The sequence below is a fragment of the Crenothrix sp. genome (assembly GCF_043729335.1).
Taxonomy (GTDB): domain Bacteria; phylum Pseudomonadota; class Gammaproteobacteria; order Methylococcales; family Methylomonadaceae; genus Crenothrix.
The window spans coordinates 12,954-30,235 of the sequence record NZ_JAYTLQ010000006.1 but is presented as its reverse complement, the minus strand read 5'-3'; the positions used below and the strand labels follow the sequence as shown (position 1 = coordinate 30,235).

The following is a 17,282-nucleotide window of genomic DNA, read 5'->3' as shown; positions in this document are numbered from 1 at the left end:
ACCTTTTGTAAGGATAAGCCCCATTTATCAAAGAGCTGATACAACCGGGCACAGCTTATTTTAATCTGCCACTTTTGTTCAATGACGGTACGGACATGTTCTGCTGTCCATTGATAACTGTCAATCCCATAGTCTACTGGCATTTTGTATAAAATGATGTAGCGCACAATCCGTTGTTTCTGTAACGTTAAAAGCTGTTTTCTTTCAACAGTGGCTCGCTTGAGCAAGTTATCGTAACCTCCGTGCAAATAACTATCGAGCCAATCTGTCAATGTGTGCCGACGAATCTTTTGTTGACGGCAAACTTCTGCTAAAGTTTGCCCATCCCAAATCGTTTTCAGGGCTAACAATCGCCTCCGTTGCCAGTACTTTTGATGGTTGTAGTACTGTCTTTGCCAGATGTCCCGATCCTGTGGTGCATAATGCTGAAGTCGTATTCTGCGGTACATTTTATCCTCCCTAAATCTACTTCTGCTTTACCTACAATTTGGGGGCGGACGGTTTTAAAATCAAATGGGAGTAATTTATATTTAAATATTTAGTAAGTATTCACTTCCCCTTTTTCAAACAGGGCACTGAATAAGTAATACCTGGGTGCGTTTTGCATAATTCCAATGCCTCGTCCAATGCCTTCATCAGTTCATTGATTTTAATGGGCTTGGTAAGGTAATGGCAAAATCCTGCTTTCAATCCTTTCTCAATATCGCTGGGCATGGCATTGGCACTGAGGGCAATAACAGGAATATGCTGGGTTATCGCATCGTTGCGCAGGATTTTCAGGGCTTTTATACCACTAATACCGGGCAGATTAATGTCCATTAAAATCACATCCGGCAGATGGGCTCTTGCAATTTCTATTCCCAAAGAAGCATTAGCCGCACTCAGTAAACGCAAATGCGGGTAGCTATCAATAATATGCTCAACCAGCTTCAGGTTGGTCGGATTATCTTCTACATACAGCAAAGTATACGATCCCACGATGGCGTGGTCTTGCGGCACCGGCTCTGAAAACAGTAGTGGCTTAGCGCTATTTTGTGGCGTTACCGCCTGAATGACTTCAATCCAGAATTCGCTGCCCACACCCACCGTGCTTTCCACACCAATACTGCCACCCATTAATTCAATTAATTTTTTAGTGACCACCAGACCAATACCGGTACCTTCCTCAACGCCGGTTTCTTGTCCCAAACGGTTAAATGGCTGAAACAGTTGTGCCATATTTTCAGCAGACAAGCCCGTACCGGTGTCTTTAATGCTAATGCGCAAACGTTCTGTAGTGCTTTCGATACAGTTTATTTCAACGCTGCCGTGTTGGCGGTTATATTTAATGGCATTAGACAGCAGATTGATCAGTACCTGCTTTAACCGCGTTTTATCCGCTGAGATAAACCGGTCGCAGTTAAAAGACTCTAGGTTGAGGCTGATGTTTTTTTGTTGCGCTTGCGGCTCTACCATGGCTTTACATTCATCTATGATACTCATCAGCGATACCGTTTCAAGCGTTAACGATAGCTTGCCAGATTCCACCAGACTTAGAGTAAGTATTCACTTCCCCCCTTTGAACCGGTAGTCCTTAGTTGAATAGCCTATAAGCAACAATACATGCCGCAGCTATTTTAAGTATATACTGACGTTTGCCATGATTCTGGGTATATTTGCTATTTTTCCTTGATTATTTATTTTTACAAGCTATGTTATGATCGGTTTTTGTTTCCGTACCTACCGCAGTAACAAGGGTTTTACGATGGTAGAACTTATGGTAGCCATGGCGATTGGGGTGTTTTTTCTCAATGGTATCTTGCAGATTTTTTCCAGCAGCAGGCAGATTTACAGAGTGCAGGAAAATCTGGCGCGTTTGCAAGAAAATGGCCGTTTTGCAATTGACTTTATTAGCCAGGATGTCCGCATGGCCGGTTATTGGGGATGCTCTCCTAAAGTACCTTCGATGGCCAGGTTAAGCAACCCAGGGTTTTTCCATAAGCTGGAACCCACTGTGGAAGGTTTTGAGGCAATGCCTTCAAAAACATGGCTTCCTGATTTACCTTCTGTTTTTCCTAAATCGGGGTTTGATCAGGTGCTGGAAGGCTCAGATATTTTAGTAATCCGTAAACTGGATGCGCAAGGCTTTTCAGTGATTAACCATGGCTCAGCCGCGGCTAATTTACAATTGGCTGCAACGAGCGACCAGTTGGAAGAAGCGGGCATTACAAAAGGTTCGCTTGTTATTGCAACAGATTGTACCTCTGCTGAGGCTTTTCAGGTTACCAACACAGGAAATCCCCTTGAGCATGTTATCGCTGCTCCCCCTGAAACGGTTACAGAAGCAACAACCCCACGTAATAAATATGACCATTTAACAAAGGCTTACCAAAATGCTAAAGTTCATGCGGTTAAGGTCATCAGCTATTACGTAGCAACAAATGCAAATAATGAAAAGCTGCTTTACCGAAGGGCGAATGGGGCAGTAAGCTCTGATGACTTGCAATTAGTCGATGGCGTGGAGCAAATGCAGGTTTTATACGGTGTCGATACCGCAGATGCTGACTTGAGCCCCAATTACTATGTCAACGCGGATGACGTTAATAAAAATAAAAATTGGGATAAGGTCATTGCTGTTCGTATCAGTCTTTTGTTGGCAACGCTGGATGACAATGTGACAGCCCATCCTTTGCCGTATTTCTTTGATGGTGAAAAGAAAACACCAGAAGACAGAAAAATAAGACGTGTATTTACCTCAACAATCGCACTGCGTAATCCGCTCAAATAGACCAGCATTGAGCCTCCGTGGTGAATCTACTACCGTATTAAATCGTAATTAAATGACGAAAGCACAGGGTAAAAGAATTACTGTTTCTTATAAAAATCAATCTGGTGTGGTGCTGGTTGTCAGCTTGATTATATTGGTATTGCTTACGCTCCTGGGTTTGACCGGTATGCAAACCACCAGTCTTGAAGAAAAAATGGCCGGTAATATGCGCGATAAAAATATGGCTTTTCAGGCGGCTGAAGCGGCTTTAAAAGCCGGTGAAGATAAGGTAAGAGCTTTGAATCACAATATGAGCGAGGGGAAATTTTTCAACTGCCTTCAAGAAAGTCAGACTGACGGTCTTTTTAAAACAAAAGAGCCACTCATTAACCTAGGAGCCGACAGTGTTTGGTCGGGAACCGATGTTTTATGTGTCGATAGTGTTAATAATGCGCCCAATGCAATTTGTCATCCAGATAATCCCCTGCAATCTAAATACGTTATCCAGTGTATGCCTACCGGCCTCTATAGAATTACCGCTTACGCCCCAGGGACAACAGCCGATGCCGTAGTGATATTGCAATCCATATACAACCTAGAACCAGGCTTAACTCATTAAGTGACAGACCCTCTCAAAGCGTTAGTTTTATCACCGGATAGCTCCTTGACAGCGAGTATTTTTAGCATGAATAGACACGGAACATTAAGTTTTGCAGCGCTTAAAAGACCACTGACAGCAGGGTTATTCAGCCTGTTGATAACGCCAGACGCTTTAGCCGCACTAAATATCTCCCAAACACCGTTATCTTTAGTGCCGGCTGCATTGCCCATTGTTATGTTAAACATACCTAAAGATCATCAACTGTATTTTAAAGCTTTTGATGATTATTCCGACCTTGATGGCGATGGCATTCCTGAAACCACCTATAAACATAGCTTTGATTATTACGGTTATTTCGACAGTAATAAATGCTACGACTACGTTAATAACCGCTTTACACCCACCACAATCAGCATTAATAAATACTGCTCTGGACACTGGAGTGGCAATTTCCTCAATTGGGCCAGCATGACGCGCATCGATACTATCCGTAAGATGCTTTATGGCGGGCTTCGATCAGTTGATAACGCGACTGAAACAGAACTGGAACGCAGTTATTTACCCAACGATGCCCACAGTTTTGCAAAGTTTTATCAAGGTAGCGATCTGGCACAGCTTACGCCTTTTACGCAATCTGAGGGCATTACGCTGTGTAATACCACTGTTTCCAATAGTACGTTTTCACAGCAGGTTACCGATCCGCCGTTAATGCGTGTTGCCAAAGGTAATCATTCTTTATGGGCAGCCAATGAACGCTGGCAATGTCTTTGGGACGAAGAAGCTAAGAAAATGGACTTTGATGCAATCAGTAACGGTAATAATCCTGGCATATCCGGCATTAATGCAGCGATCGGCAACCCTGCTAAAGTCACTAACGGATTGGGTGAGCAGGATTATATGGTGCGTGTTAATGTCTGCGTTGATGCCGACTTAAAAGGCAACGAAAATTGTAAAGGCTATAACAATGCTACAACAGGCGACAGCGCTTTAAAGCCGGTGGGTTTGCTGCAAACCTATGGCGATGAAGATAGAATGCGTTTTGGGCTGATGACCGGATCGTATGGAAAAAACAAATCCGGTGGTGTATTGCGTAAAAATGCCAGTGTGTTATCGGATGAAATTAATGTGGCGAGCGATGGTACTTTTAAATCAGCGCCTGTTGATGGCGGCATCATCAATACCCTCAATAAATTACGTATTTATGGTTATCGCCATACCGGCGGCACACAAGATACCAACGGTACTTATAACAGCACTTCGCCACAAGCAACGGGCAGTGATAATTGCAACTGGGGTTTAACGGCTTTTAATAATGGCCAGTGCAGCAATTGGGGTAATCCACAGTCGGAAATTTTCCTAGAATCTTTGCGTTATCTGGCAGGTAAAAGTGCAACACCTGATTTTGCGCCAGATCCGGATGATGCAAGCCGTATTGATGGCTTAACCCAAGCTTCAGTAATCGATCCGATAGATACTCCCGATTATTGTGCCGCGCTTAACGTTATTCAATTTAATGCGGCCACCAGTTCTTATGATGCCGATGAGTTATCGGGTGTGAGCGATATTAGTGTCAGCGATGTGGACACGCTTACCGATAAGGTTGGGGATGGTGCAGGCATAACGGGAAAGCCTTATTTTGTTGGCGAAAACGGTAGCGAGAATAACAAGTTATGTACAGAAAAAACCGTAACTGCCTTGAGCAAAGTGCGTGGCGTGTGTCCGGAAGAGCCCAGTCTTGGGGGTTCCTATTATATAAGTGGCCTAGCGCATTACGCCCATACCCACGATATTCGAACTGATCGCACCGATAAGCAACTGGTGACCACGTATGGTCTGGCGTTGTCGCAAAATAAACCCAAGCTTGAAATTAACATTCCCAACAGCACTAAAAAAATTACCTTACTGCCGGCTTGCCGCAATACCAGTATTAATGGCAGTTGTGCTATCGTCGATTTTAAAATTGTTAGTCAAACCAGTACCCCTGGTCATGAGATTGGAAAGCTGTATGTTAACTGGGAAGACAGCGAACAAGGTGGCGATTTCGATCAGGATATGTGGGGTATTATTAACTACGATGTTAGTTCGAATACAGTGGCGATAACGACTGATGTGATTGCGCAATCTTCGGCTAACACTATGGGCTTTGGCTATATTATCAGCGGAACAGATAAAGACGGCTTTCATGCGCATTCAGGGATTAATAACTTTGCTTACAAAGATGCCTATGGTTTAGCTAATGCTGATTGCGGTGCGTGTAATGTTGAAGATACCGCAAGTATGGTCAGTTACAGTGTTGGCAGTTCTACCGCCAGTAATCTACAGGAGCCTTTGTTTTATGCTAGCCAGTGGGGCGGCTTTATTGACGGCAACGCGGACAACACCCCCGATGAAGTGGCAGAATGGGATAGCGTTAACAATACTACCGGCTTGTCGATTGCCGATGGCGTGCCTGACAAATACTTTTTTTCAATCAATCCCAAGCAAGCGGAAATTTCTTTGGATAAGGTTTTGGCCGAAATCACCAAAACCGGCAGTTCATCCACTTCCGTAGCCAGTAATTCTGGATCAGTCAATACAGGCAGTTTGTTATTTGAGGCTAAGTTTGACAGTACAACCTGGACAAGCCAGCTGTTGGCGTATTCGCTTATGGAAACCAATCGCACAGTGACTAAAACCCAAAAATGGAGTGCTGGCGAAAAACTGATAAGCCAAGGCAGCAACCGTAACATTTTTAGCTATAACCCAACGCTGTCTGCTAAAGGTATTGATTTCCAATACGCCAACTTAAGCACTGCTCAGCAAGCCCTGTTAACCGAATCTCAACTCAATTATATCCGTGGCGACCAAAGCAATGAAGCACCTGTCGGTCCTTTTAGAGCCAGAACCGATACTGGCGGAACAACCAATGCTGGCAATCAGTTACTGGGAGATATTGTTAATTCAAGTCCTTTGTACATTGGCCCCAGTAACAATGGCTACGAACGTCTTGCTAACGCTGAAGGCAGCGAATATTTAAACTATATTAGCAGTTCGGCTATGCTAAATAGAATACCCATGCTGGCTGTCGGCGCAAACGATGGCATGTTGCATGTGTTCAATGCTTCTTCTGATGCAACTGATGGCGGCAAAGAGCTGTTTGCTTATGTACCCAGTACAATCATGAAAAATCTTGCTGCGTTAACTGCACCTACCTATACCGCACCCGGGCAACATAAATATTTTGTTGATGACTCACCCGTAGTCGGCGATGCTTATTTTGACAGCGACAATAATACCCAAAAAGAATGGCGTACCGTATTAGTGGGTACGCTGGGGGCAGGGGGCAAAGGTATATTTTCTCTCGACATTACTTTTTTAAATACCGCTGATTACAGCGTGCCTGAACCGGTGTTTTCAAGCAAAGGTATTTTGTGGGAAATCAATGATAAAAATGCTCCCTTTACCATAGATTTACCCGATGATTTAAACAACACGCCCCGGCAATATGGGTTTAGCAATAATTTGGGGTATACCTTGGGTCAGGCGAGTGTGGTGCGTATGGCTAACGGCCAATTTGCCGCTATTTTTGGTAATGGCTACAACAGCATTAGCCAGCGTGCGGTGTTATATATTGTTGATATTAAAAGTGGCAGCTTGATCCGTTCCATCGATACCGAAACGACTGGCGATAACGGCTTATCAACACCGCTTGCTGTGGATGCCAATAAAGACAGTATTATTGATGCCATTTATGCGGGTGATTTACACGGCAACGTGTGGAAATTTGATGTCAGCAGTGCTAATCCGAATGATTGGGCCGTGGCTTTTACTAACAATAATGCAGTCGCACCTTTATTTACCGCCAAAATAGCCAGCCAGCCAGGCCAACCGATAACCGTTAAACCGGTAGTTGCCACGCATCCGGATAATGGCATACTGCTGTATTTTGGCACTGGCAGTTATTTTCAAACGGGCGACAATGTGATTGATAGCAACACCCAAACCCAGAGCTTTTACGGTATTTGGGATGAATGCGTACACTATGCCGGCACCACAGGGGAATGTACTAACACCCCTATCGTGGGCCGCTCTGCACTGGTTGCCCAGACCATTGATAGGCAATCGGATATCGGCAATGGCGTTATAATCCGAAAAACATCGGCTAATGATGTGCTATATCCAGAGAAAAAAGGCTGGTATATCGATTTGCTTAAGCCGCCGGTTCCAGGGACAGCTGTCGGCGAAAGAGTGATTAGTGAGGCCATATTACGCAATCAAAGAATTATTTTTACAACTTATACGCCCAATAATGCCGGCTGTGACACACAAGGCACGCCGTGGTTAATGGAGCTTAATGCCTTAAACGGCAAGCGTTTAACACAGCCTCCCTTTGATATCACCGGCGATGGTTTTATCAATAAAGATGACCAAATCAGTGAAGCCGGAAAGCTTATCGTAGTATCGGGCTTACAGCTTGGCAAAGGCATGGTTAAAAAACCCGCTATCGTCAGAAGCGCAAATCCTGCTGAAGACAAGGAATACAAAATGACCGGCGGCACACCCGTTATAGAAACAGGAGGTAGAAACATTAGCGGCCGACAATCCTGGTCACAAATACGCTAAAAACGGACTATTTTCCTTGTAAAATTAGCCTTCAACTTAAGGCGGGACAAAAGTCCTCTCCGGAGGGAGATGGTTGGGTGAGGGGAAGTTTAAATTACCCTCATCCCAGCCTTCTCCCTCAGGGAGAAGGAGCAACCTGTCCCGCGTTGGTAGCCTAAAATTGTATTCATTCACCTCCCTCTTTTTCAAAGAGGGGGACTGAATGAGTACGTAAAATTAGCCTTAGAACATAGTAAACAACGCTTAACTGCGTGCTGTTAATGATTGTTAGGTCGAGTTATCATATAATGCCAACGTTTATTTTTACATTCCCATTAAGGAAGTTACCATGAAAAAGAGCCTGTTATTTTTACCTGTTTTGATGTTTAGTTTTGCCTCTGTAGCTAACGCACATGGCCCTGTGCGCCAAAAAGCCGATCAAGAAATTACGATTAATGCACCGGCTGCAAAAGTATGGGGCATTATTAAGGATTATGGCGATATGTCCTGGCATCCTGCTATTAAAAATACTAAGGCTGACAAAGGTAATGAAATAGGTTCAATACGTGTATTAACCTTAGATGGCGGCACCATTACCGAAGAATTAAAAAAATACGATGCCGATAAAATGACTTACGGCTACAAAATTACCGAAATGAGCACTGCAAAAACCATTACTCATGCCGGAAATGAAGAAAAAGTCCCCGTATTACCGGTAGACAACTACACCGCCAACATTGGCGTTGAAGCCAAAGGCGATACTTCTGTCGTCACCTGGAAAGGCGCTTATTACCGTGCCTATACCAACAACAATCCACCCGCTGAAATGAACGAAGATGCCGCTAACAACGCCGTTGCTGATGTATTTAAAGCCGGTTTGGCCAATTTGAAAACCTTGGCGGAAAAATAAGGCGCTTGTGGTGTTGCGACTAAAACGCATACCCGTAACGCTGGCGATTGTTACAGCATTAAGGTGCAGTGCAAGTTTGGCTGCACCCTATGCTTACATCAGCAACCAGTTGGATGATAGTGTTTCCATCATTGATGCAGAAAAACGTACCGTTATTTATACCGTTAAGCTAAGCGGAAAACCTGCGGGTATTGCCGTAGCACCCGCAGGCGACAAGGTGTATGTCAGTACACCGGAAGCGCACGGTTTTTCGGTTTTGGATGCTAAAAGTCATGGCGTAGTAAATAAGGTAACCGTCAGCGAAGGCGCTTTGGGTATTGCTGTAGACCATGAAGGCCAACGCATTTATGTTGCTGACTGGTATAACAATACCGTGTCGGTCGTTAGCGCCCAAACCTTAAAAGTAATCAAAATAATTACCGTCGGTGAATCACCGTCAGGTCTGATAGTGAGTCCTGATAACCGTTGGTTATATGTGGCTAATCGCGGCAGTGATTCGGTTTCTAAAATATCCACCGAAACCTTAACGGTTAAACAAACTACGGCGGTAGGTAAGCATCCGTTTGGTATCATTACTACACAAAGTGGCGATCGTTTGTATACCGCCAATGTCGAAAGCGACGATGTTACCGTGCTGGACGCCGCGTCGATGAAGCCTATTGCTACTATTAAAGTAGGCAGCCTGCCTTATGCGGTTACTTTGGCACTCAATGACAGCCGTCTATTGGTCACTAATCAGACCGATAACAGCGTATCTGTTATCGACACGGAAACCTTTAAGCAAATGGCCGTTATTGACGTTGGTGAAAAACCGGAAGGTATCAGTACGCATCCTGATGATCGGCATGTTTACGTGGCTAACTGGTTTGACAGCACGGTGTCGGTGCTTGATGTAAAAACCTTACAGGTTGTCGATACCATTAAAGTCGGTGAAGGTGCGCGTGGCTTTGGACAGTTTTTTAGCAAGTAATGCTACACTTGTAAATTATAACTATATTTGTATGACTTAGAGGATTTATGGCTGAAACCGTGGATGATTTAACCGTAACATACCAGGATGACGGTATTGAAACGATCAAAGAACTGGATAAAAAAGTGCTGACTAAAGGCGCGTGGGCGACGGTGATGTACCGGTATCAAGACTGGAACCGTGCTAAAGAAGAATACGGCCCTGACAAATACACTATCCGCCGTTATCAAAAACAAAACGGTGAATACAAACAGAAATCCAAGTTTAATATTTCCAGTAAGGATCAAGCTAAAAGCATTATTGCTGCGTTAACTGAATGGGTTGATATTGCAGAATAAGCTTATTGTGTGATTGATGTATTGAACTCAAATTACGCCCCTCCCTGGACAAGCCCTAACTGTGGGCGTAATCGGTGTTAGCTTATTCTTTTATAAGTTTGCCAATGGCGTGTTATAGGTATTGCCAATAAACTTTCTTTTGCGCGTGCGCGAAAAACCAAGGCCTGCTAAGCCAAAAGCAATTAATCCACTGAGGCTAAATTCAGGTACAGGCATTGCTGGAGAATAGAAAAATCCAAAGGTATCAAGCTTCATATCCCATCCTGGCGAGCCATCAATTTTTAATTGTAAAACGCCCCCCAGATTAAGATTTGCCTGCTGAATATCATCCATTGCAAATGATAAAAATTGGTTATTCACAGGACCTGGCATCATAAAATTTGCCAAAGCGATATTATTAAATGAGAAATGGATGTTAGTCGCATTATCGTCCACTTTAATCACCGCAAAAGCATACTCCGGATTTATTATGGTTGCAGGCAATAAGCCAGGATTTAGCAGCCAGGAAATAATCACCTGACTGTCCTCGCCAGCGCCATTATTGGCATCCAGGTAACCCGCCCCTATTTGTACTCTACTTGTCGGCATGGGATCTGCTATAAGCCATTGGTGCGTTAGTGTGCGTACACTGTTGATAAGCGTCTCACCTACTCCATTTGCTGTCCTATCTGCTAATGGCCCTTGAGCTACAGAAAAATCATCAATGACAATTAAATTTGCCCACGCGGGGTTGTTAATTAACAACCCCGACACAAGCGCAATGAGAGTCAGTATTTTAATCATATTCATCGTTTAATCCCTTTTATTTAACATAAAACGTGTACATCATGGTACACGCGTAAAGTGTAGTACATGATTCGCAGCCTATATCCAGATAATCAAGCCTATTAAAATTGACAGCTATCGCTTTATAAACCTTAAAAACGCTGCAATAAATTGAATAATTGAATGTTTTTTTCCATACGATGTGTTGCTTGCTTTTTTATATCGGGAAAAAACAGAAAAATAAAGTCTTGTCATAATGTTGTCATATAAAGTCGATATGATTGGCGTGTGTTTTTATGACGTGCCCCATCAATAGATTATTTTTGAGAGTCGAGAATGAAATTATTTTTTAAAACCAAATGTTTGATTGCCGCAATAAGCCTGACTTCTGGCGTTTTAATGTCGAGTACAGCAGGCGCTGTGCAAACTGTGGATGCAGGCTTACCTGATTATCAAAAAGCCAGTGGTGTTTCCGGAAATTTGTCTAGCGTAGGCTCTGATTCATTGGCAAACTTAATGACGTTATGGGCCGAAGCATTTAATCGAGAATACCCTAACGTAAATATTCAGATTCAAGCAGCGGGGTCTTCAACTGCGCCGCCTGCCTTAACAGAAGGCACAGCAAATCTTGGCCCCATGAGTCGTGAAATGAAAGATGACGAGCTCGAAGCATTTGAAAGCGAGCATGGCTATAAACCGACAGCTATCCCTGTAGCTATTGATGCCTTGGGCGTTTTAGTCAATAAAGATAATCCTATTAAAGGCTTGTCTATTGCGCAGGTTGATGCGATTTTCTCATCGACACGCAAATGCGGTGGTGCAAGCGACATTACCAAATGGGGAGAAGCGGGCGTAACTGAATGGGGCGCGAAGTCAATTCAGTTATACGGACGTAACTCAGTTTCCGGTACTTACGGATATTTTAAAGAAAACGCTTTATGTAAAGGTGATTTTAAAAGTAACGTAAATGAGCAGCCAGGTTCAGCTTCTGTTGTACAATCTGTGACGTCATCTACTAACGGTATTGGTTATTCGGGTATGGGTTACGTCACCTCTGGTATCAAAATGGTGCCGCTGGCTAAAAAAACCGGAGATGCTTTTATAGAGGCAACACCTGAAAATGCACTTAACGGCAGCTATCCATTAACCCGTTATTTATATATTTATGTTAATAAAAAACCTAATGCGCCGCTAGCGCCTTTAGAAAATGAATTTATTAAGCTGGTCTTATCAAAAGTCGGCCAAGAAGTGGTCATAAAAGATGGGTATGTGCCATTACCTGCAACTGTTGTAGAGAAAATATTAACAACACTTAAGTAAATAGATTTCTGGTGGATAGTGCGCTGCTGATTTGAAATATTGCATCGAAATTCATATAGAAAATATTTTGTAGGAAAAAATAGCGGCTGAGATTTGTAAATCAAATCTCGGCCGTTTTTTTTGCTTTTGTTATATCATTGTCACATTTAAATCTTAGACTATTGACATGTCGGAACTCAACACACAGAAAAAAAAGTCATCTATAGCAAAATCCGATCGTGATATTCACGAACGATGGCGCTTGCTGAAAGATTCTATCGCACGTTACGGCGTAATATTGGGGGGGTTGTCGGTGATTATTGCCGTAGTACTGATCTTCTTTTATTTACTGTATGTGGTTTTCCCCTTGTTTTTGCCGGCCAGCGCTAATTCGATCAGTCAATATGACGTGCCGGAACCCGCCAGCGGCAAAACCGTGTTGCTGGACATGGAAGAGCAAAACAAAGTGGCTGCCCGATTTACTGATAAGGGGCAAATCATCTTTTTTGATGTGGCCACTGGCAAAACTTTACTCAGCCAAAAAGTGAATATACCGGCAGGCATACAGATCACCAGCTTTTCCCAAGCCAGCCCTATCAGTGAAGGTACGGTGGTGTACGGTTTATCCAACGGACGAGCGGTTATCGTCAAACATCAGTATAAAGTCACTTACGTTAACAATGTGCGGGTCATTACTCCTTCATTGTTTTATCCTTCTGGCGATCAGCCATTAATACTGGATGATACCGGCGCTGCTCTGGAAAAAATAGCGGTGACCGCAGGTGACAATGCCACAACGATTGTGGCCAAAACAGCTGATACTGCCCAGAGCCCAGGTAAAATTCGCCTGACCCATTTCGAAAAAGAATCCTCGTTATTTGCTGAAGAAACCGCCTTAAAACGTAGTGATGCGTTTTTGGATATGCCCTCAGCGGGTGTTGAAGCGTTATTTATCGATAGAAACAAAACTTCGTTGTATTTGGTAGGCAGTGATGGCCGGTTGAGTGTGTTTGATATTTCCGACAAGACCAACCCCGTCCTTAAACAGCACCAAAATGTAGCGGAGTCTGGCCAAAAAATTACCCGTGTTGCGTTTTTAAATGGTGATTTGTCTTTATTGATTGGCGAATCTAACGGCTTGGTGTCGCAGTGGAGTATGGTTCGGGATAAATTAAACCGCTCAGCGCTGCAAAAAATTCGTTCATTTAAAGTGTCCGACAAAGCCGTGGTGGCCATACAATCAGAGCAACGCCGCAAAGGCTTTGTTACTATTGATGCTGATGGTGTAATGGGTATTTATAGTTCTACTGCTGAGCGAGAGTTGGTGAAAAAATCGGTAGGCGACTCTTTTCCGGTTGCAGCAGCGCTGTCCCCACGCGCCAATGCTTTGCTGGTGCAGTTGGAAAACGGCAAAATAAATGTCTGGAATGTTAAAAATGAATACCCTGAAGTATCCCTGAAATCACTTTGGCAGCAAGTGTGGTACGAAAGCTATCCTAAACCTGATTATATTTGGCAATCTTCATCTGCCAGCAGTGATTTTGAACCTAAATACAGCTTAACGCCATTAGTGTTTGGTACTTTGAAGGCTGCGTTTTACAGCATGTTGGTCGCTATGCCTTTAGCGTTAATGGGGGCTATTTATACTGCGTATTTCATGGCTCCACGTATGCGTCAGTACGTAAAACCCACCATTGAGTTAATGGGAGCATTACCCACGGTAATTTTGGGCTTTTTAGCCGGATTGTGGTTAGCGCCATTTGTAGAAGAAAACATGGCCGGCTTATTTTTACTGATACTGATTGTGCCTTGTGCGGTGATGATTTTCGCTTTTCTGTGGCAATTTTTACCAAAACCCATCCATGAAAAAATACCTGATGGCTGGGATGCTGCCTTTTTAATCCCCGTTATTTTATTTACTGGCTGGCTGGCTTTTCAAATCAGTGCGCCACTGGAAATGCTGTTATTTCATGGCTCGATGCGGGATTGGATGAAAACCGAATTGAATATTGGTTACGATCAACGCAACGCTTTGATTGTTGGTATTGCCATGGGCTTTGCGGTGATTCCTACCATGTTTTCTATTGCTGAAGATGCCATTTTTAGCGTACCCAAGCATTTGACAGTCGGTTCTTTAGCGTTGGGTGCTACCACTTGGCAAACCATGACTAAAGTAGTGTTACTGACCGCCAGTCCGGGTATTTTCTCGGCGGTGATGATTGGCCTGGGTAGAGCTGTCGGTGAAACCATGATTGTTTTAATGGCAACCGGCAATACACCGGTTATGGACATGAGCATCTTTCAGGGATTACGGACACTGGCCGCCAATATTGCGGTGGAAATGCCGGAATCCGAAGTCGACAGTACTCATTATCGGGTGTTATTTTTAGCCGCTTTGGTGCTATTTACTTTTACATTCGTTTTTAACACGCTGGCCGAAGTGATTCGCCAACGGTTACGTGAAAAATACAGTTCATTATGATGAAATTATGGTTTAAAAGTGGTAAACCGTGGATATGGCTCAACGCAGCCGCCGTAAGCACCTGCCTCATTATGGTGGTTGGCATACTGGGTTTGATTACCGTGCGCGGCATAGGCCATTTTTGGCCTGCCGAAGTAGGCCGTTTTGTCTATGAAAGCGATAATGGCCAACCGGTTGTTATATTTGGTGAAAAAGTTGATTCTACCGTGACCTCTTTGGCGGCGGCAAAATCGGCGGGCTATAAAATGGCTGAAAATGAGGATGCCCTGATTCAGTATCAGTTAAAAACCGGCAACCGTGATATTACCGGTAGTGATTTTCGCTGGATACAGCAACGCCGTATTAAAGAACAAAGCTACCCTGATGATTTAATGGTCATTGAGCGCCGCGAGTGGGGCAATTTTTATGGCCAATTACTGGAGGTTAAGGACAATAATAAAGTCATTGCCACCGGTGAGCAGGCATGGCCAGTGTTACAGGAAAAAATAGCCGAATCGTTAACGGTCTTTAATACCATACACCAACTAGAGAAAAAGGAAATTGGCGCGATTAATTATGGACTGGAGCGCTTAAGGCTGAAGCAAAAAAAGCTGGAGCTGGCAAATTTATGGGACGCTGCCGCCAAGAAAGAGCTGGCTACAGAAAAAGCGGATTACGATAATAAATATAAGCAATATCAGCAGCAACTGGGCGAGTTGTATCAAAACATTCGGCGTTACAGTTTGACGGCTAAAACCGACAGTGGCGCGAGTGTTACTGTGCCGTTGGCCAAGGTGGTGCGGGTTTATCAACCCAACGCTATGAGTATGTTTGGTAAAATTGGCCATTATTGCATCAAGCTAAAAGAATTTTTAACCGATGAACCGCGTGAAGCCAATACCGAAGGCGGAATTTTTCCGGCTATTTTTGGTACGGTGTTAATGGTGCTTATTATGTCGCTTATTGTCACCCCGTTTGGTGTGGTTGCGGCCGTGTATTTACGTGAATATGCCAAGCAAGGTTTTGTGACCCGCTTGATTCGCATTGCCGTTAATAACTTGGCCGGTGTACCCTCGGTGGTGTATGGCGTGTTCGGTTTAGGTTTTTTTGTTTATATTCTAGGCGGCAATATCGACAGGATTTTTTATCCGGAAGCTGCGCCCGCGCCGGTTTTTGGAACGCCGGGCTTAATGTGGGCCTCAATTACCCTGGCTTTATTGACGTTGCCGGTGGTGATTGTGTCTACTGAAGAAGGTTTGGCGCGTATTCCTAAAGCCATCCGTGAAGGTAGTTTGGCATTGGGTGCGACTAAGTTTGAAACCCTTTGGCTAACAGTATTGCCCATGGCCAGTCCGGCGATTATGACCGGCATGATTTTAGCGGTCGCAAGAGCTGCGGGTGAAGTTGCGCCATTAATGTTGGTCGGTGTAGTTAAATTAGCACCGACATTGCCGCTGGATGGCAACTTTCCGTTTTTGCATCTGGACAGAAAGTTTATGCATTTGGGTTTTCATATTTATGATGTGGGTTTTCAAAGCCCGAATGTAGAAGCGGCGCGTCCTTTAGTCTATGCGACTGCATTATTGTTGGTGCTGGTGATTATCGGCTTGAATCTGGCGGCAATCGTCATCAGAAACAATCTGCGTGAAAAATACCGTGCATTGGATGGTTAGTATCATCTAGAGGCGCAAAATGTTGCGTTCTTATAAGTATTTCAATGAATTAGACCTGATTTAACACCCAATACCGACTTCAAGAAGGTTAAACGAATGGCAGCACAACAAACACGTACCCATGCAATAGACATGAATTCTGTTTTGCGCGGACAAAGCAAAAACCACACCCCCACTGAAGTGTGTGTGCGTGTGGAGAATTTGAATCTGTTCTATGGACAAAAGCAGGCTTTGCACAACATTACCATGGAAATGCCTAAAAAACGGGTTACCGCTTACATCGGCCCCAGTGGCTGCGGAAAATCCACTTTGTTACGCTGTATTAACCGCATGAATGATTTGGTAGATAGCGCTCGAATTGAAGGCAAAATCTTGCTGGAAAATGAAAACATCTACGACAAAAGCGTTAATGTGGCTGCGTTACGTAGGCGTGTTGGTATGGTATTTCAAAAACCTAATCCGTTTCCAAAATCCATCTTTGAAAATGTGGCCTATGGTTTGCGTATTCAAGGGGTTAACGATAAGCGTATACTGGAAGAAACCGTTGAAAATGCGTTGCGCGGCGCGGCGCTGTGGGACGAAATGAAAGATCGTCTTAATGACAACGCATTAGGCATGTCCGGTGGACAGCAGCAGCGTTTGGTGATTGCCAGAGCTATCGCCATTGAACCGGAAGTGTTGTTATTGGATGAACCGGCATCGGCGCTTGATCCGATCTCAACCTTAAAAATTGAAGAACTGATCAACGAACTGAAAGAAAAGTACACCATAGTGATCGTAACGCATAATATGCAACAAGCAGCACGGGTTTCCGATTACACAGCATTCATGTACTTGGGGGAATTAATAGAAATGGGCACGACCAGTGAATTGTTCACTAACCCCCGCAAAAAACAAACCGAAGATTATATTACCGGCAGATACGGATAAGGAGAATT

At 43.9% G+C, this 17,282-nt stretch carries 13 protein-coding genes; 10 read left to right on the top strand and 3 right to left on the bottom strand.

Annotated features, from left to right (window positions below; translation table 11 throughout):
- Together ACHZC4_RS02500 and ACHZC4_RS02495 are read right to left on the bottom strand one after the other, a co-directional pair.
- On the bottom strand, positions 1–449 hold a 449-nt coding region (locus ACHZC4_RS02500; RefSeq protein WP_394752200.1), incomplete at its 3' end, for a winged helix-turn-helix domain-containing protein.
- Positions 450–549: 100 nt separating this feature from the next.
- Entirely contained in the window at positions 550–1,482 is a 933-nt protein-coding gene (locus ACHZC4_RS02495) for a hybrid sensor histidine kinase/response regulator (protein ID WP_394752199.1), read from the bottom strand.
- Positions 1,483–1,696: 214 nt separating this feature from the next.
- Here ACHZC4_RS02495 and ACHZC4_RS02490 point away from each other — a divergent pair, with 214 nt between their 5' ends.
- From ACHZC4_RS02490 to ACHZC4_RS02465, 6 genes are all read left to right on the top strand, one after another.
- A complete protein-coding gene (locus tag ACHZC4_RS02490) occupies positions 1,697–2,767 on the top strand; it encodes a PilW family protein (protein WP_394752198.1) in 1,071 nt (356 codons plus the stop codon).
- 52 nt (positions 2,768–2,819) lie between these two features.
- Positions 2,820–3,365 (top strand): PilX N-terminal domain-containing pilus assembly protein, encoded by a 546-nt coding sequence (locus tag ACHZC4_RS02485; RefSeq protein WP_394752197.1) that lies wholly within the window; start codon positions 2,820–2,822, stop codon positions 3,363–3,365.
- A gap of 66 nt (positions 3,366–3,431) precedes the next feature.
- Positions 3,432–7,949 (top strand): pilus assembly protein, encoded by a 4,518-nt coding sequence (locus tag ACHZC4_RS02480; protein WP_394752196.1) that lies wholly within the window; start codon positions 3,432–3,434, stop codon positions 7,947–7,949.
- 328 nt (positions 7,950–8,277) lie between these two features.
- The gene (locus ACHZC4_RS02475; protein ID WP_394752195.1) at positions 8,278–8,838 is read left to right on the top strand and encodes an SRPBCC family protein; all 561 of its coding nucleotides are present in this window, start codon (positions 8,278–8,280) and stop codon (positions 8,836–8,838) included.
- A gap of 10 nt (positions 8,839–8,848) precedes the next feature.
- Positions 8,849–9,808 (top strand): glutaminyl-peptide cyclotransferase, encoded by a 960-nt coding sequence (locus ACHZC4_RS02470; RefSeq protein ID WP_394752193.1) that lies wholly within the window; start codon positions 8,849–8,851, stop codon positions 9,806–9,808.
- Positions 9,809–9,855: 47 nt separating this feature from the next.
- Positions 9,856–10,146, top strand: a complete 291-nt coding sequence (locus ACHZC4_RS02465; RefSeq protein WP_394752192.1) for a hypothetical protein — start codon at positions 9,856–9,858, stop codon at positions 10,144–10,146.
- A gap of 90 nt (positions 10,147–10,236) precedes the next feature.
- Here the strand turns inward: ACHZC4_RS02465 and ACHZC4_RS02460 are convergent, their stop codons facing one another.
- The gene (locus tag ACHZC4_RS02460) at positions 10,237–10,935 is read right to left on the bottom strand and encodes a hypothetical protein (RefSeq protein ID WP_394752191.1); all 699 of its coding nucleotides are present in this window, start codon (positions 10,933–10,935) and stop codon (positions 10,237–10,239) included.
- 312 nt (positions 10,936–11,247) lie between these two features.
- On the opposite strand from ACHZC4_RS02460, the gene ACHZC4_RS02455 reads away from it, so the two are divergent.
- The 4 genes from ACHZC4_RS02455 to pstB all read left to right on the top strand — a co-directional run bounded on the left by ACHZC4_RS02455 (position 11,248) and on the right by pstB (position 17,274).
- Positions 11,248–12,231: a PstS family phosphate ABC transporter substrate-binding protein gene (locus ACHZC4_RS02455; protein WP_394752190.1), complete on the top strand. Its 984-nt coding sequence runs from the start codon at positions 11,248–11,250 to the stop codon at positions 12,229–12,231.
- Positions 12,232–12,397: 166 nt separating this feature from the next.
- Complete coding sequence (locus ACHZC4_RS02450) at positions 12,398–14,692, top strand: ABC transporter permease subunit (RefSeq protein WP_394752189.1); 2,295 nt, start codon at positions 12,398–12,400, stop codon at positions 14,690–14,692.
- Entirely contained in the window at positions 14,689–16,344 is a 1,656-nt protein-coding gene (gene pstA / locus ACHZC4_RS02445; RefSeq protein WP_394752187.1) for a phosphate ABC transporter permease PstA, read from the top strand. Before ACHZC4_RS02450 ends, pstA begins: the two co-directional genes overlap by 4 nt.
- A 132-nt stretch (positions 16,345–16,476) precedes the next feature.
- Positions 16,477–17,274, top strand: coding sequence for a phosphate ABC transporter ATP-binding protein PstB (gene pstB, locus ACHZC4_RS02440; protein WP_394752201.1), 798 nt, complete (start codon positions 16,477–16,479; stop codon positions 17,272–17,274).
- The last annotated feature ends 8 nt before the right edge of the window (positions 17,275–17,282 follow it).

Coding starts and splice junctions, on each gene's coding strand:
- ACHZC4_RS02450 (WP_394752189.1), top strand. CDS start 12,398: ATGTCGGAACTCAACACACAGAAAAAAAAGTCATCTATAGCAAAATCC.
- ACHZC4_RS02490 (WP_394752198.1), top strand. CDS start 1,697: ATGATCGGTTTTTGTTTCCGTACCTACCGCAGTAACAAGGGTTTTACG.
- ACHZC4_RS02460 (WP_394752191.1), bottom strand. CDS start 10,935: ATGAATATGATTAAAATACTGACTCTCATTGCGCTTGTGTCGGGGTTG.
- ACHZC4_RS02455 (WP_394752190.1), top strand. CDS start 11,248: ATGAAATTATTTTTTAAAACCAAATGTTTGATTGCCGCAATAAGCCTG.
- ACHZC4_RS02480 (WP_394752196.1), top strand. CDS start 3,432: ATGAATAGACACGGAACATTAAGTTTTGCAGCGCTTAAAAGACCACTG.
- pstB (WP_394752201.1), top strand. CDS start 16,477: ATGAATTCTGTTTTGCGCGGACAAAGCAAAAACCACACCCCCACTGAA.
- ACHZC4_RS02465 (WP_394752192.1), top strand. CDS start 9,856: ATGGCTGAAACCGTGGATGATTTAACCGTAACATACCAGGATGACGGT.
- ACHZC4_RS02475 (WP_394752195.1), top strand. CDS start 8,278: ATGAAAAAGAGCCTGTTATTTTTACCTGTTTTGATGTTTAGTTTTGCC.
- pstA (WP_394752187.1), top strand. CDS start 14,689: ATGATGAAATTATGGTTTAAAAGTGGTAAACCGTGGATATGGCTCAAC.
- ACHZC4_RS02485 (WP_394752197.1), top strand. CDS start 2,820: ATGACGAAAGCACAGGGTAAAAGAATTACTGTTTCTTATAAAAATCAA.
- ACHZC4_RS02495 (WP_394752199.1), bottom strand. CDS start 1,482: ATGAGTATCATAGATGAATGTAAAGCCATGGTAGAGCCGCAAGCGCAA.